This is a genomic window from Thiorhodovibrio litoralis (assembly GCF_033954455.1).
In the GTDB taxonomy this organism is placed as follows: domain Bacteria; phylum Pseudomonadota; class Gammaproteobacteria; order Chromatiales; family Chromatiaceae; genus Thiorhodovibrio; species Thiorhodovibrio litoralis.
This window is the reverse complement of sequence record NZ_CP121473.1, coordinates 4,565,584-4,579,271: the sequence shown is the minus strand read 5'-3', so window position 1 is coordinate 4,579,271 and position 13,688 is coordinate 4,565,584. Positions and strand designations below refer to the sequence as shown.

Below are 13,688 nucleotides of genomic sequence, written 5' to 3'. Positions count from 1 at the left end.
GCCGATTCCTGAAACAACGAGGTAACTACCATGGCTGAAAAGAGCATGACTGGTCTGTCCGACAACGAGGCCAAAGAATTTCACGGTATCTTCATGTCCAGCATGACCGCCTACTTCGGGCTTGTGGTTTTCGCGCATGCCTTGGCTTGGATGTATCGTCCTTGGCTGTAATGCTGCGGATAGTCTGATCGTTTGACGTTAACGTGATAATTCGCGGCTGTTAAAATCCAGTCACTACCGGATTTGCCGCACTCGAATGTGGAGAAAACATTATGAGCACTAACAACATGGCCGGAATGTACAAAATCTGGACCTTCTTTGATCCGCGTCGTACCCTGGTTGCCATCGCGGGCTTCCAGCTGGTGCTGGGACTGCTGATCCATTTCATCCTGTTGGGCTCGGATCTGAACTGGCTGGATGACGGTATCCCGACCTCCTACATGGGCGCTGCTACGGCTTCCGTTGGTCAGATGTCGGCGATGCCTGAGACTCGTACCATCAACTGATCCCGCATTGGTTCAGGTAAGCCGCGGCAGCCGATGGACTCAGTTCTCGCTGCCGCGGTGTCAGTGTCCCGCCCGATGCGTTATCTTAACGGGCGTACCTGATAGCACTTCCTGATAGCAAACAAAGCGCGGAATCCAATTACGGCCGCAAGGCCGCCGCAACCTGAGAGGCTATGACAATGGCTGAAAAGAGCATGACAGGGCTGACCGACGCCGAAGCGAAAGAATTCCACGGTATCTTCATGGCGAGCATGAGCGCCTATTTTGGTTTGGTCGTTTTCGCGCACTTACTGGCTTGGATGTATCGTCCCTGGCTGTAATTGACCGGAAGGAGGACGCGTCCCGTCTTTCTTTTTGCGAATAACCCAGACTTCTTAACTGGGAGTTGGATATGCATAAAATGTGGCAGATCCTTGATCCTCGCAGAACGCTGATCGCCGTCGTGGCTTTTCAGCTGATGCTCGGGTTGCTGATCCATCTGATTCTGCTCGGCACCGATTTGAACTGGCTGAGCGACGGCATTCCGCCTCTTTGACGCCAGGCGCGGGACACTGCTCGAAAAAAGATCATCCAATCAAGCCGCGACAGCGAGCGAAGTGTTTCGCTGCTGATTCGCGGCTCGGTCACCTAAAAAGCAGCGGTTACCGCTGTTTTTTTTTGGCCCTGAAAAAGTTGATGCCGCGCCCAGTGCTCAATGAATGTCGCGCGGTTTCTTGCCGAGCGACGTCACCGGAATGACCTGGGCTGATTGTTCCTGATCGGGGTAATAAGGGCGTTCGCCGCCGCGGCCATCAAGATCGGCCAGTTCCTTTTCCCGCGCGGAAATTAGCGCGAAGCATTGGCGCACGTCCTCGATGGTGCTTTCGGAGAGCGGGTGTTTCATGCCCGGGGGTGGGGTGACGTCTTTGATGACCGACGCCAGTGTTTTGCGCATGGCGATCAGTATTTGCTGTTCCTGACTGAGTTCAGGCATGTGGGTCTCCTGAGTGCAGAGGCTAAGGGAGAAATTGAGAAATTGAATAGACGCGTTACGGCCCAGTATCATCGGAGGTTGGGGCAATGGGTGCGCGCTGCCAGTCTGAGAGGCGAAAGTGCGCGCGATTGATATCGGGCGGGGGCGATGACCTGGGGCCCGTCATAGGTTGCCTTACGACGCCGGCTACCCAGGTGGCCCCGGGTCTTTAAGCAGCAGGCGTAGCTGGGTTTCGTCGAGCAGCGGGATGCCGAGCTTTGCGGCCTTGGCCTGCTTGCTGCCCGGGTTCGCGCCCAGGATCACATAGTCGGTGCTGGCTGAAACCGCGCTGGTGACCTTGGCGCCGAGGGCGACCAGCTCGGCTTTAACCTGCTCGCGTGGGCGATTGAGAGTGCCGGTAAGGACGAAGGTCTTGCCGCGCAGAGTTTGTTCTCCGGCATCAGCCAGGCTCGGCGGGGCGGGCCAGTGGATACCAGCGCCGTCCGATGAGACAAGCGCGGCGATCGCCTCGCGATTGTGCGCCTGCTCAAAAAAGCCGCGGATGTGACTGGCGACAGTCTGGCCGATGCCGTCGATGGCAACCAGGCTGTCCTGGTCAGCCTGCATCAGCTGATCGAAATCACCGAAATGGCTCGCCAGGGTGGCTGCCATGGTTTCGCCGACTTCACGAATGCCGAGGGCGTAGATGAAGCGTGCGAGGGTCGTTTCGCGGGCGCGTTCCAAGGCCTCGAGCAGGTTGCGGGCGGATTTCTCGCCCATGCGCGGCAGATCTGCCAACTGCTCCAGCGTCAAGGTGAAAAGATCGGCCGGGGTTTTGACCATGTCTCGCTCAATGAGCTGCTCGATCAGTTTGTCTCCGAGACCGTCGATGTCGAGCGCCCTGCGCGCGGCGAAGTGCTTGAGGGCTTCCTTGCGCTGGGCGGCGCAATAGAGCCCGCCGCTGCAACGCGCGACCGCCTCGCCCTCGGCGCGGATGACATCCGAGCCGCACACCGGGCAATGCGCGGGCAGGGTGACCGGCTCGGTGCCGGGCGGGCGCAGGGACTCGACCACCCCCACCACCTCAGGGATAACATCCCCGGCCCGGCGCACAATCACGCTATCTCCGGCGCGGACATCCTTGCGTTGGACTTCGTCGATATTGTGCAGGGTGGCGTTGGAAACAGTCACGCCGGCGACATCGACTGGCTCGAGACGCGCGACCGGGGTCACCGCACCAGTGCGCCCGACCTGAAACTCCACCGCGCGCACGCGGGTTTGTTCCTCGCGGGCAGCGTATTTGTAGGCGATCGCCCAGATCGGATCGCGCGCGCGGAAACCGAGACGCTGCTGCGCCGAGAGGTCATCGACCTTGAATACCACCCCGTCGATCTCGTAGTCGAGTGTGTCGCGCCGCTCGCCAATGGCGCGCTGATACTGGATGCAGCCTTCAGCCCCGGTGACGCGGGTCGACTCGGGCGAGACCCGCAGCCCCCAGTCGCGCAGTTTGGCCAGCGCGCCGCTCTGGGTCGGCCCCAAGTCGCCGCCCTCGACAGCGCCAAAGCCATAGCAGAACATGGTGAGTGGGCGGCTGGCGGTGATTTTGGGATCGAGCTGACGCAGGCTGCCGGCGGCGGCGTTGCGGGGATTCTTGAACGGCGTTTGCCCGTTAGCCAGCATGCGTTCCTTAAGCGCCTCGAATCCGGCCAGCGGCAGATACACCTCCCCCCGGACCTCAAGCAGCCGCGGCCAACCGGTACCCTGCAGGCGCAGCGGCACGGCGCCAATGGTGCGCACCTGGGCGGTGACCTCCTCGCCGGTGTGTCCGTCACCGCGGGTTGCTGCACGCGTCAGTACGCCGTCCTGGTAACTTAGGCTGATCGCCAGGCCGTCGAGCTTGGGCTCTGCGACATAATGGATTTCTTCCAGGCCCAGTTCGCGGCGGATGCGCTGGTCGAACTCGCGCAGATCATCCTCGTTGCGCCCGTTGCCAAGCGACAGCATGGGGACCACATGCCGCGCCGGACTGAAGCGCTCGGCAGGCGGTGCCCCGACCCGCTGCGTGGGAGAATCAGCGGTGCGAAGCTCAGGGTGGTGGTGCTCGATTTGCTGCAAATCAAGCAGCAGTGCATCGAACTCAGCGTCCGGAATTTCCGGATCATCGAGAACGTAATAGCGATGATTGTGATACTCGAGCAGCTCGCGCAACTCGGCAGCGCGAACCTCGGCGGAGTTGGTCTCCGGCTGGCTCATGGCGATTCGCGTGCGATCCTGTCGCGGCCCGCGGCGGCATGGGTAATAACGAGGCTGCGCAGGCTTTCGATGCGCTTGACGCTGATTGGGCGGTGGTCCGCGTCCTCGACCTCGGCTTCAAGCTCCCGCGCGAGCGACTTGGCCGTGGTCAGCATGGTATCGACCGCCTCGATGTCTTGGCGGCGGCCGTGCAGTGCCGTGAACATGGCAATGCCAAGCGTTGAGAATTCTTCCATGCCGGTGTTCGGATCGGGCTGTAGCGGAAAGCTGCCAGGCTGCACCAGATTGGCCATGCTGAACAATGTGCGCGGGTGAGTGGGGTCGCCGTCGAACCGGTGGAAGATATCCTTTCCGCCGGGAATCAACAGGTGGCGGCTGGCGGCGGCGAGTATGTCTCTTCCAGACAGTTCGCCTTCGCGCGCCACCACGAAGACTTGCACGATGGGAGCCTCGTCGGTGTCGGTCAGGATGCCGACAAGGTCATTCGGGTCGATGTCGCTGCTCAGGGGTTCTTCGTAAACATCAGCGTCATCTTCAGCGCTCCGGTATGGGAGGGCCTCTTCTTCATCTTCCTCTAAGCCAAGGTTTGGCTCGCGCTTGCCGGCCAGACTCGCGCGCGAGACAGCAGCGCCCTCGGAATCTTCACGCGGTTTGCGGCGGTTCTCCCACAAAAAAAGCGCGATCAGAAAGGCGATACCTATGACGAGCAGGATGATGCGCAGCGTTGCAGCGTCCATCAGCGTCGGGATTCCCGTGTTTGCAGACCTTGCCCCTGAGTATATACCGAAAGTTGCGCGCCTTTGCGATCCGGGCTTGGCTGGCCCACAACCGACCCCCTAACGGGCACCGTCGTTTCTCGGAAGCAGGGCGCGCGCCCTCAGGATGCCCCCGCCAAACGCGCGGCATCATCGATATCGACCGAGACCAACCTTGAGACGCCGGGCTCATGCATGGTCACGCCAATCAGCTGATCGGCGATTTCCATGGTGACTTTGTTGTGGCTGATGAAAATGAACTGCGTCCGGTTGGACATCTCGCGCACCAGCTGGCAGAAACGTGTGACGTTGGCGTCATCGAGCGGGGCGTCGACCTCGTCGAGCAGGCAGAAGGGTGCCGGGTTGAGCTCGAAGATTGCGAACACCAGGGCCACTGCGGTCAGTGCTTTCTCGCCGCCGGAGAGCAGATGAATGCTGGCATTTCTCTTGCCGGGCGGTCGCGCCATGATGGCCACGCCGGTCTCGAGCAGGTCCTCGTCGGTGAGCTCCAGATAGGCGTTACCCCCGCCGAACAGGCGCGGAAACAGCGCCTGCAGGCCTGAGTTGATCTGGTCGAAAGTTTCCTTAAAACGGGTGCGGGTTTCACGGTCGATCTTGCGAATGGCGCTTTCCAGTGTGTCGAGCGAGGACTGAATGTCCTGGTGCTGGTCTTCAAGGTAGCGCAGGCGCTCAGATTGCTCCTGGAATTCGTCGATGGCGGCCAGGTTGATGTTGCCTAAGCGCGAGATTTTGCTGCCCATGTCGTTCAGGCGCTGCTGCCATTGCTCAGCATTGGCGCTGCTGTCGATCCCTTCGAGCACCCTTTGCGCGTCCTTGCCCTCGGCGCCAAGCTGTTCTTCGAAGGTGCGCCGGCGCACCAGGCGCTCCTGAAGCTGCACGCGGCGTTCGGCCAGGTCTGCCTGGGCGTTGGCGTTGGCCTGCTCGAGGCGATGGCGTTCCTGCTCCTGCTCGCCGACCTCGCCGTTGAGTTGCTCCATTTGGGTGCGTGCGGCGCTGAGTTCGCCTTCCACTTCCAGCCGGCGTTCGAGCTGGGTCTCGAGCTTGTCGCGGGCGTCCTGCTCGGGCTCGCTGGCGGCTTCAAGCTCGGCGCGCAGGTCCTCGCGGCGCGCGCTGAGCTGGGCGAGTTGCTGCGCGGCGCGTTCGATGTTGGCGGCAATGGCCTCGCGCGAGGCGCGGCGCGTCTCGATGTTCAGGGTCAGCTCGGCCACCCGGCTACGCGCTTGCTGGTCCTCAGCGCGCGCGCTGGCCAGTGCGGTGCGCAGGCGATCGCGCTCGCTGCCGCATTGGTCGCGCTCGGCGGCGACCTGCTCGCTGGCCTCAAGCGCGGCGTTCAGGCGTTCGCGGGCGTCTTCAAGCTCCTCGATGGTGCCCTCGCGGCGCTCGGCTAGTTCTTCGAGTTCGCCGGCGAGCGCCTCGCCGCGCTCGCGCAGGTGCTCAAGGCGCGCGCGCCCGGCGCCGACCTCGGCATCAAGCGAGGCGCGCTCGCGACTCAATTGGGTGACGCTGTTCATGGCTGCTTCGCGCTCGCGCTCAAGCTGCTGGCGGTTGTCGCCCAGGGTGCTTTGCTGTTCGGCGAGATCGGCGATGACGTCTTCGAGCTCTTCGGTCTGGGTCTGGAGCCGTTTCAGCTCCTCGGCACGCGCCAGGCTGCCGGTCATGCCCTGACCGTCCGCCGCGCTGCCCTGCACCCAGTCGCGCGCGACCAGGGTGCCGTCGCGGGTGACGATGCGCTCACCTGGAGCCAGCTGGCTGCGTCGGGCGAGCGCGGCGGGTAGGTCTTCTTCGCACAGGTATTGTTCGAGCAATCCGTCGAGTGGCCAGTCGCTTTTAATCCGCGCTAGCAGGCGGTCGCTGTCGCTCGCCCCGACGGTGGCTTGCGCGCTGCGGTCGAACAGCATCAACCCGGTGCCCGCGGCCTGTTCGGCATGGCGCGCGAAGTCGGCGCTGCCGACGGCCGCCAGCGCCTGAGCGAGTGCGACCTCGACGGCGGTTTCCCACCCCTGGGTCACTTCCATCAGATCGATCAGGCGCGGGGCGTCGTGCAGGCCCTGTTCGTCAAGCCAGTTGGCGCGCGCTTCGTCGTCACTGGCCAGCGCGCTCTCCTGCAGGGCTTCGAGCGATGACTGCCGCCCGCGCGCGCTTTGCAGCTCAGTGCGCGCGGCATCGAGCCGGCCGGCCAGGGTGCGGCGTTCTTCCTCGGCTTGGCGCAGTTGCTCGCTGGCGCGGGTTTGGGCGTCGGCGGCCAGACTGATGCGCTCATCGAGCCCTTCGCTGCGCTCGGCCAGGTGTTCGAGCCGTGCCTCGAGTTCAGCGGTGTTCAGGCGCTCCAGCTCTTGCTGCAGGCGCTCGACGCGCTGCTGATCCTGGGCCAGGCGCTGCTCGAGCTGATTGATGCGCCCGCGTTCGAGCTGCGCCTGCTGAGCCGGCTCACTGACGCGGCCTTGCAGCTCGTCCCACTGCTGTTGCACGGCATCGAGCGCCTCCTGCGACTGCTCGAGCTGCTCGGCGAGGCCCTCAAGATGCTCGCGTGCGTCCTCGAGCTGGGGCTGATCGCGCGCGAGCTCGTCATCTATTTCGGTCAGACGGCTGCGGTCGCGCTCGCCAAGCTGCGTGGCATCCGCCAGCTCCTGCTCGACCCGCGAGAGCTCGCTCTGCTGCCGACTGCGGCTCTCGCGCGCGAAGCTGATGGCCTGTTCCAGCCGGGCGATCTCCGAGCCGACGGCATAGTATTGGCCCTGCACCTGATTGAACTGCTCGGAGGCATCGGCATGGGCGGCGCGCAGGCGCTCGATCTCCGCCTCGCAAGCGCGCTGCTCGGCACGATTGGCCTCGAGCGCATTCTCGGCCGCCGCCAGGGCGCGCTCGCGGGCGGTGATGTCAGTGTCCAGGTCGCGCCAGTGCAGGGCGGCGAGCTGGGCTTTCAGGTCTTCTTCCTGCCCCCGCAGCTGGCGGTATTTTTCCGCCGTCGCCGCCTGGCGTTCCAGATGCGCGAGCTGCTTGGTCACTTCCTCGCGCACATCCTCGAGCCGCTCGAGGTTCTCGCGGGTATGGCGCATGCGGGTTTCGGTCTCGCGCCGGCGTTCCTTGTATTTGGAAATGCCGGCGGCTTCCTCGATGAACAGCCGCAGGTCTTCCGGACGCGCCTCGACGAAGCGCGAAATCATGCCTTGCTCGATGATGGAATAGCTGCGCGGCCCGAGCCCGGTGCCGAGAAACAGATCCTGAATATCGCGGCGGCGGCAGCGCGAGCCGTTCAGATAGTAATTGGACTGGCCATCGCGCGAGACTTGACGCTTGACTGAAATCTGACCGAAGGCCGCGAAGGCGCCGCCGGCACCGCCATCGCTGTTGTCAAAGATCAGCTCAATGGTCGCCTGACCGACCGGTTTGCGCCCCGTGGAGCCATTAAAGATGACATCCGCCATGGACTCCCCACGCAGCATCTTCGCCGAGCTCTCGCCCATCACCCAGCGCACCGCGTCGATCACATTCGACTTGCCGCAACCGTTGGGCCCAACAACACCGACCAAATTACTCGGAAAAGGCACCGTGGTCGGGTCGACGAAGGACTTAAAACCGGCGATTTTTATCTTTTCGAGCCGCATGGGGTTGGGTGCTAATCAATGGCAGCGCAAGAGGATACTTGAAAACGCCTGCTGATACCCAGGTCGCGGGAGCACAGGATCACGAATTGACGATGAAGCCGACTGTTGCCGGGGAGTTGCGCAGCCCAAGATCAAAATTCAGTCTCGATGGCGATACAATGCTGCCCAGTGCGTCGGCCTAGCGTCGACAGACCCTGTTTCTTTTGAGGATGATAAGATGCCTAGCGAACCGAGCAAGACGCTCGAGACCTTTCCCAACCCGCAGCCGCAGCGCGATTACAGCATTCGCATCCAGGTGCCGGAGTTTACCTGCCTGTGTCCCAAGACCGGGCAGCCGGACTTTGCTGAGCTGATGATCGAATATGTGCCCGATGCGCTTTGCGTGGAGCTGAAGTCACTCAAGCTCTACGTCTGGTCCTTCCGAGACGAGGGTCATTTCCATGAGGACGTGACCAATCGCATTCTCGATGACGTGGTTGCGGCACTCTCCCCGCGCTTCATTCGGCTGACCGCAGAGTTCAATGTTCGCGGCGGCATCTATACCACGGTTGTGGCCGAGCATCGCGCGCCGGGGTGGACGCCTGCGGAGCCGGTGCGTTTGTCGTGAGCGCGTGTGCCAGTCGGCAGGATGCTGTTGGAACCGGTTCGCCTGTCGTGATCGCGTCGTGATCGCGCGCGCGGGCCGGCGGGATGTTGGCGTCATCGGACTCGATGTCGGGACCTCCGGCTGTCGGGCCGTGGCTGTGGCCTGTGATGGCACGCAGATCGCCGAGGCGCAGGCCGAGCTGCCGGCCTCGGTGCGCGCCAACCCGGGCTGGGTCGAGCAGCAGCCGCAGGACTGGTGGCTCGGGGTGCGGCAGGTGCTCTCGACCCTGGCAAGCCAATGCGGCGGGCTGAAGCTGCGGGCGCTCTGCCTGGACGCCACCTCGGCCACGGTGCTGCCGTGCGACGCCCAAGGGCAGTCGCTCGGCCCGGCGTTGATGTACGACGACAGCCGCGCGCGCGAACAGGCGGCGGAGATCGAGCGCATCGCACCACCGGACTCGCCCGCGCGCGGTGCCAGTTCCAGCCTCGCCAAAGTCTTGTGGTTGCGGACGCACCACCGGCCTGCCGGGGATGTGCTGGCGCTGCATCAGGCCGACTGGCTGAGCGGCTGCCTGACCGGGCGCTTCGGCCTCAGCGACTGGAACAATAGCCTGAAAATGGGCTTTGATCCGCAAGCCGAGCGCTGGCCAGGCTGGATTGTGCAATTTGGGCTGGCCCCGCTGCGCTTGCCCGAGGTGGTTGCGCCCGGCACTGATCTTGGCCCCATCACAGCGGAAGCTGCCGCTGCGACTGGCCTGCCTGCGGATTTGCGCATCCTCGCCGGCACCACCGACAGCACCGCCGCCGTGCTGTCCACGGGCGCGCTTGAGCCCGGTGACGCGGTCACCAGTCTGGGCAGCACCCTGGTGGTGAAAATGATCGCTGAGCAAGCGGTCACCGCGCCTGAATACGGCATCTACAGTCATCGCCTCGGCTCTGGCTGGTTGCTGGGCGGCGCCTCCAACAGCGGCGGTGGGGTGCTGGCGCAGTTTTTCTCGCCGCAGGCACTAAAATCCCTTAGCGCCAGGATCGACCCAACGCGCGACAGCGGTCTTGGATATTATCCCCTGCCCGGCGTCGGTGAGCGCTTTCCGACAAATGATCCGAATCTGGCACCGCGCATGGAGCCACGCCCGGCATCGGATGTGCAATTTCTGCATGGCCTGCTCGAAGGCATCGCCCGCATCGAGCAAGCTGGATACGAACGTTTGCAGCAACTGGGGGCACCGGCACCGCGACGGGTGCTGACCATGGGCGGCGGCGCGCGCAATCCCGCCTGGACCTGTCTGCGCGAGCGGTTGCTGGGCGTCCCGGTGGAGCCTGCGGAGCAGCAGCAAGCCGCCTATGGTGTCGCGCGGTTGGCGCTGGAGTCATTGGAAAATCACAAGCACCATCGCGACTGAGGCGGACATGAAAGCTGGCTCAAAAGCAGAGTTTGTTAAATGGTTTGGTCCGGTGCTGGATGCCTTGCGGGATCTCGGCGATTCCGGGCGCCCGCAGGAAGTGTCCGCACAAATCGCGAAGAATCTGCACCTGCCTGATGACATTCTCGATGAGACCCTGAAATCAGGTGGCAGCCGGTTCCACAACCAGGTCGCTTGGGCGCGGCAGTATCTGGTATGGGAAGGTCTTTTGGACTCTTCCAAGCATGGCACTTGGACCTTGACCGAAAAAGGCCGGACCGCGCATCTGACGGACGAAGAGTCACGCGCGATTTTTCTGAAATGGGTGGCCATTCACGCGGAAAATCGCAAGCAAAAGCAGCAATCGGAAGCTGTTGCGTCAGGTGAAGATGAGGAGGAAACACTCGAGTCTGATCAGGCGATCCCGGTGGCAGCACCGGACCTGATAACAACCTTGCGAGCACTGTCACCGCTTGGTTTCGAGAAAGTCTGTCGCGAGTTGTTGCGGGAATCGGGTTTCGAGAATGTTGAGATTACGGGTGGATCAGCGGATGGTGGAATCGATGGATTCGGCACGCTGGAGATTAACCCCTTCGTGAGTTTCAAAGTGCTGTTTCAGTGCAAGCGCTATGCGAAAGACAATCTGGTGTCCAGGGCTCAGGTCGGGGATTTTCGCAATGCCATGATCGGCCGCGCTGAGAAAGGCATCATTATCACAACGTCGGGTTTTACCAACGCGGCAAATCAGGAAGCCAACCGCGAAGGAGCGCCCAAGGTTGAACTGGTGGATGGCGTGAAATTGGTGGAAATGTTTGAACGGGCTGAGCTCGGTTTGAAGAGGCGGGTCGTTTTCGATGTAGACCTCGCCTATTTTGAAAAATACAGATGAGGCATCTGCGATGTCATTGACCTTGGAGTCCCGCCCGCCGCGCATCGGTGTGATCGGGCTTGGTTATGTCGGCCTGCCGCTGGCGGTAGAGCTGGCGAAGCATTTCCTGACCACTGGCTTCGATATCAAGCGCGAGCGCATCGCTGAGCTTGAGCGCGGGGAGGACAGCTCCCGCGAGGTCTCGCCTGCTGAGCTTGCGGAGATCGCGGCGCTGCCCGAGCCCTTGCGTTTCGCCCGCGACCCGGAACAGCTTCGCGACTGCAATCTGTTCATCGTCACGGTGCCGACGCCCATCAATGAGTATCGACAGCCGGATTTTCGCCCGCTCGAGTCCGCTAGTCGGCTGTTGGGCGGCATTATCGGGCATGGCGCGATCGTGATTTACGAGTCGACCGTCTACCCCGGTGCGACCGAGGAAGTCTGCGTGCCGCTGATCGAGCAGGGTTCGGGGCTGACTTTCAATCAGGACTTTTTCGTTGGCTACAGCCCGGAGCGCATCAATCCGGGCGACGCTGAGCGGCGGCTGCCCAACATCAAGAAGGTTACCTCGGGGTCGACGCCGGAGGTGGCGGCTTATGTTGATGCGCTCTATCGACGCATCATCACCGCTGGCACCCATCCGACCAGCAGCATCCGCGTAGCCGAGGCGGCGAAGGTGATCGAAAATACCCAGCGCGATGTGAATATTGCGCTGATCAACGAGCTAGCCCTGATTTTCAACCGGCTCGGCATCGACACTGATGAGGTGCTGGCCGCCGCCGGCAGCAAATGGAACTTTCTCCCCTTTCGGCCCGGACTGGTGGGCGGGCACTGCATCGGGGTTGATCCCTATTACCTGACCCACAAGGCGCAGGCCATCGGCTATCAGCCGGAGATTATCCTGGCTGGCCGGCGGCTGAACGACAGCATGGGCGCCTTCGTGGCGGGCGAGGTGATTAAGGCTCTGTGCCGGCGCGCGCGCATCGGTCCGGACACTCGCGTGCTGGTGATGGGGCTGACCTTCAAGGAAAACTGCCCGGATCTGCGCAATACCCGGGTGGTCGATGTTCTCGCCGAGTTGCGCGACCATGGCATCGGCTGCGATGTGCATGATCCCTGGGCCAGTGCTGCGGAGGCCGAGTCTGAGTATGGGCTCAAGCTGGTCGACTGGCCGACCGCTCCCACCTACGATGCCGTGATTCTCGCGGTCGCGCATCGCGACTATGCCGCCATGGGCAGCGAGGCGGTGCGCGCGGTGCTCAAGCCGGGCGGCGTGCTCTATGATGTGAAGCACCTGTTTCCGAAGGACGCGGTCGACGGGCGGCTCTAGACGAGATGCGAAACCAAGAGGAAATCCAGCCATGAAAGTCCTGATCACCGGCGCGGCCGGATTCATCGGCTCCGCTCTGGGGCTGCGGCTCCTTGAGCGCGGCGACGAGGTCGTCGGCGTCGACAACCTGAACGACTACTATGATCCGGAACTCAAGCGCGCCCGCTTGGCCCGGCTAACCGATCATGCGGGTTTCACCGATCTTCGCCTGGACCTCGAAGACCGCCCTGGCATGGCCGAGGCCTTCGCCAAGCACCGCCCGCAGCGGGTGGTAAATCTGGCCGCCCAGGCCGGGGTGCGCTATTCGATCGAAAATCCGCTGGCCTATGTCGACAGCAACCTGCTGGGCTTTGCCAATGTGCTCGAAGGTTGCCGGCACAACGGGGTGGAGCACCTGGTCTATGCCTCGAGCAGCTCGGTCTATGGCGCCAACACCAGCATGCCCTTCTCGGTGCACGACAATGTCGATCATCCGCTGAGCCTCTATGCCGCGAGCAAAAAAGCCAACGAGCTGATGGCCCACACCTACAGCCATCTCTACCGGCTGCCAACTACCGGTCTGCGCTTTTTCACCGTCTATGGTCCCTGGGGCCGACCGGACATGGCACTGTTCAAATTCACCCGAGCCATTCTCGCCGGAGAGGCCATCGATGTGTTCAACCACGGGCACCACCGGCGCGATTTCACCTATATCGATGACATCGTCGAGGGTGTGATCCGGGTGCTCGACCGCCTGCCTGAGCCGAACCCCGACTGGGACGGCGCGCGCCCGGATTCCGCCACCAGCCTGGCGCCCTATCGGCTCTACAATATCGGCAACAGCCAGCCGGTCGAGCTGATGCGCTACATCGAGGTACTGGAGCAGGCGCTCGGGCGCGAGGCACACAAGAACCTGCTGCCGTTGCAGCCGGGTGATGTGCCAGACACCTATGCCGATGTCACTGAGCTGATCGAAGACACTGGCTATCGGCCGCAGACTTCGGTCGAGCAGGGCGTGGGGCGCTTCGTGGATTGGTACCGGGACTACTTTGGCGTTTGATCGCTCTGCTGCCTGAGTGCCAGCGCTTGCGTGCGGATGCGCCCGCGAGATTGAGGTATTCCATGCCAGCGCGGCGCGTTCAGCCAGCGTTGAATGAAATGCCAGGATGACGCGATGCCATCATGCGGCAGCCGGCAGGCCGAGCAATCCTTGCGCGGTTCGCCTTGTGCGTCGGTGAATACCCGGTAAGGCCCGGGGCACTCGTGCTCAATCAGCGGGCAATAGCAGAACAGGCAGTTGAACGGGCGCCGCACGCCGGCGTGACAGGGAAAATACTCACAGTCACTGTGGCTGAAGCCCTTGAAAGCTGCCTGCGCCGCGCTTGCTTTCCCATGTCTGAGCTTGCTCGATACTGTCATCACCCTTGGCTA

The 13,688-nt window shown here is 62.7% G+C and carries 14 protein-coding genes; 9 read left to right on the top strand and 5 right to left on the bottom strand.

Annotated elements, in window-relative coordinates:
* The first annotated feature begins 30 nt into the window (after positions 1-30).
* The 4 genes from pufB (Thiosp_RS20895) (at position 31) to pufA (Thiosp_RS20880) (ending at position 1,041) form a co-directional block, all read left to right on the top strand.
* Positions 31-171, top strand: coding sequence for a light-harvesting antenna LH1, beta subunit (pufB, locus tag Thiosp_RS20895; protein ID WP_201063691.1), 141 nt, complete (start codon positions 31-33; stop codon positions 169-171).
* Between the two features lie 101 nt (positions 172-272).
* Entirely contained in the window at positions 273-506 is a 234-nt protein-coding gene (gene pufA / locus Thiosp_RS20890; RefSeq protein ID WP_242518263.1) for a light-harvesting antenna LH1, alpha subunit, read from the top strand.
* A 179-nt stretch (positions 507-685) separates the two neighbouring features.
* On the top strand, positions 686-826 hold the full coding sequence (gene pufB, locus Thiosp_RS20885) for a light-harvesting antenna LH1, beta subunit (protein WP_201063680.1): 141 nt from the start codon (positions 686-688) through the stop codon (positions 824-826).
* Between the two features lie 71 nt (positions 827-897).
* Positions 898-1,041 (top strand): light-harvesting antenna LH1, alpha subunit, encoded by a 144-nt coding sequence (gene pufA / locus Thiosp_RS20880; protein ID WP_201063693.1) that lies wholly within the window; start codon positions 898-900, stop codon positions 1,039-1,041.
* Positions 1,042-1,197: 156 nt separating this feature from the next.
* Here the strand turns inward: pufA (Thiosp_RS20880) and Thiosp_RS20875 are convergent, their stop codons facing one another.
* The 4 genes from Thiosp_RS20875 to smc all read right to left on the bottom strand — a co-directional run bounded on the left by Thiosp_RS20875 (position 1,198) and on the right by smc (position 8,092).
* A complete protein-coding gene (locus Thiosp_RS20875) occupies positions 1,198-1,479 on the bottom strand; it encodes a segregation and condensation protein A (RefSeq protein WP_201063696.1) in 282 nt (93 codons plus the stop codon).
* Positions 1,480-1,665: 186 nt separating this feature from the next.
* Positions 1,666-3,711, bottom strand: coding sequence for an NAD-dependent DNA ligase LigA (ligA, locus tag Thiosp_RS20870; RefSeq protein ID WP_201063697.1), 2,046 nt, complete (start codon positions 3,709-3,711; stop codon positions 1,666-1,668).
* Complete coding sequence (locus tag Thiosp_RS20865) at positions 3,708-4,448, bottom strand: cell division protein ZipA C-terminal FtsZ-binding domain-containing protein (RefSeq protein WP_201063699.1); 741 nt, start codon at positions 4,446-4,448, stop codon at positions 3,708-3,710. Before Thiosp_RS20865 ends, ligA begins: the two co-directional genes overlap by 4 nt.
* 140 nt (positions 4,449-4,588) lie before the next feature.
* Positions 4,589-8,092 (bottom strand): chromosome segregation protein SMC, encoded by a 3,504-nt coding sequence (gene smc / locus Thiosp_RS20860; protein WP_201063705.1) that lies wholly within the window; start codon positions 8,090-8,092, stop codon positions 4,589-4,591.
* A 217-nt stretch (positions 8,093-8,309) separates the two neighbouring features.
* On the opposite strand from smc, the gene queF reads away from it, so the two are divergent.
* The 5 genes from queF to Thiosp_RS20835 are packed head-to-tail and all read left to right on the top strand — an operon-like array spanning position 8,310 to position 13,317.
* The gene (gene queF / locus Thiosp_RS20855; protein ID WP_009150474.1) at positions 8,310-8,699 is read left to right on the top strand and encodes a preQ(1) synthase; all 390 of its coding nucleotides are present in this window, start codon (positions 8,310-8,312) and stop codon (positions 8,697-8,699) included.
* A 58-nt stretch (positions 8,700-8,757) separates the two neighbouring features.
* Positions 8,758-10,080 (top strand): FGGY-family carbohydrate kinase, encoded by a 1,323-nt coding sequence (locus Thiosp_RS20850; protein ID WP_201063708.1) that lies wholly within the window; start codon positions 8,758-8,760, stop codon positions 10,078-10,080.
* A gap of 7 nt (positions 10,081-10,087) precedes the next feature.
* Entirely contained in the window at positions 10,088-10,969 is an 882-nt protein-coding gene (locus Thiosp_RS20845) for a restriction endonuclease (RefSeq protein ID WP_201063710.1), read from the top strand.
* Between the two features lie 10 nt (positions 10,970-10,979).
* Positions 10,980-12,278 (top strand): nucleotide sugar dehydrogenase, encoded by a 1,299-nt coding sequence (locus Thiosp_RS20840; protein WP_201063716.1) that lies wholly within the window; start codon positions 10,980-10,982, stop codon positions 12,276-12,278.
* A 31-nt stretch (positions 12,279-12,309) separates the two neighbouring features.
* Positions 12,310-13,317, top strand: coding sequence for an NAD-dependent epimerase (locus tag Thiosp_RS20835; protein ID WP_201063723.1), 1,008 nt, complete (start codon positions 12,310-12,312; stop codon positions 13,315-13,317).
* Here the strand turns inward: Thiosp_RS20835 and Thiosp_RS20830 are convergent.
* Positions 13,302-13,676 (bottom strand): cysteine-rich small domain-containing protein, encoded by a 375-nt coding sequence (locus Thiosp_RS20830; protein WP_201063725.1) that lies wholly within the window; start codon positions 13,674-13,676, stop codon positions 13,302-13,304. The genes Thiosp_RS20835 and Thiosp_RS20830 overlap by 16 nt on opposite strands.
* Between the last annotated feature and the right edge of the window lie 12 nt (positions 13,677-13,688).

Bases quoted from the DNA above. Each gene is read 5' to 3' on its own strand.
- pufB (WP_201063691.1), top strand. From the start codon at position 31: ATGGCTGAAAAGAGCATGACTGGTCTGTCCGACAACGAGGCCAAAGAA.
- pufA (WP_242518263.1), top strand. From the start codon at position 273: ATGAGCACTAACAACATGGCCGGAATGTACAAAATCTGGACCTTCTTT.
- pufB (WP_201063680.1), top strand. From the start codon at position 686: ATGGCTGAAAAGAGCATGACAGGGCTGACCGACGCCGAAGCGAAAGAA.
- pufA (WP_201063693.1), top strand. From the start codon at position 898: ATGCATAAAATGTGGCAGATCCTTGATCCTCGCAGAACGCTGATCGCC.
- Thiosp_RS20875 (WP_201063696.1), bottom strand. From the start codon at position 1,479: ATGCCTGAACTCAGTCAGGAACAGCAAATACTGATCGCCATGCGCAAA.
- ligA (WP_201063697.1), bottom strand. From the start codon at position 3,711: ATGAGCCAGCCGGAGACCAACTCCGCCGAGGTTCGCGCTGCCGAGTTG.
- Thiosp_RS20865 (WP_201063699.1), bottom strand. From the start codon at position 4,448: ATGGACGCTGCAACGCTGCGCATCATCCTGCTCGTCATAGGTATCGCC.
- smc (WP_201063705.1), bottom strand. From the start codon at position 8,092: ATGCGGCTCGAAAAGATAAAAATCGCCGGTTTTAAGTCCTTCGTCGAC.
- queF (WP_009150474.1), top strand. From the start codon at position 8,310: ATGCCTAGCGAACCGAGCAAGACGCTCGAGACCTTTCCCAACCCGCAG.
- Thiosp_RS20845 (WP_201063710.1), top strand. From the start codon at position 10,088: ATGAAAGCTGGCTCAAAAGCAGAGTTTGTTAAATGGTTTGGTCCGGTG.
- Thiosp_RS20840 (WP_201063716.1), top strand. From the start codon at position 10,980: ATGTCATTGACCTTGGAGTCCCGCCCGCCGCGCATCGGTGTGATCGGG.
- Thiosp_RS20835 (WP_201063723.1), top strand. From the start codon at position 12,310: ATGAAAGTCCTGATCACCGGCGCGGCCGGATTCATCGGCTCCGCTCTG.
- Thiosp_RS20830 (WP_201063725.1), bottom strand. From the start codon at position 13,676: ATGACAGTATCGAGCAAGCTCAGACATGGGAAAGCAAGCGCGGCGCAG.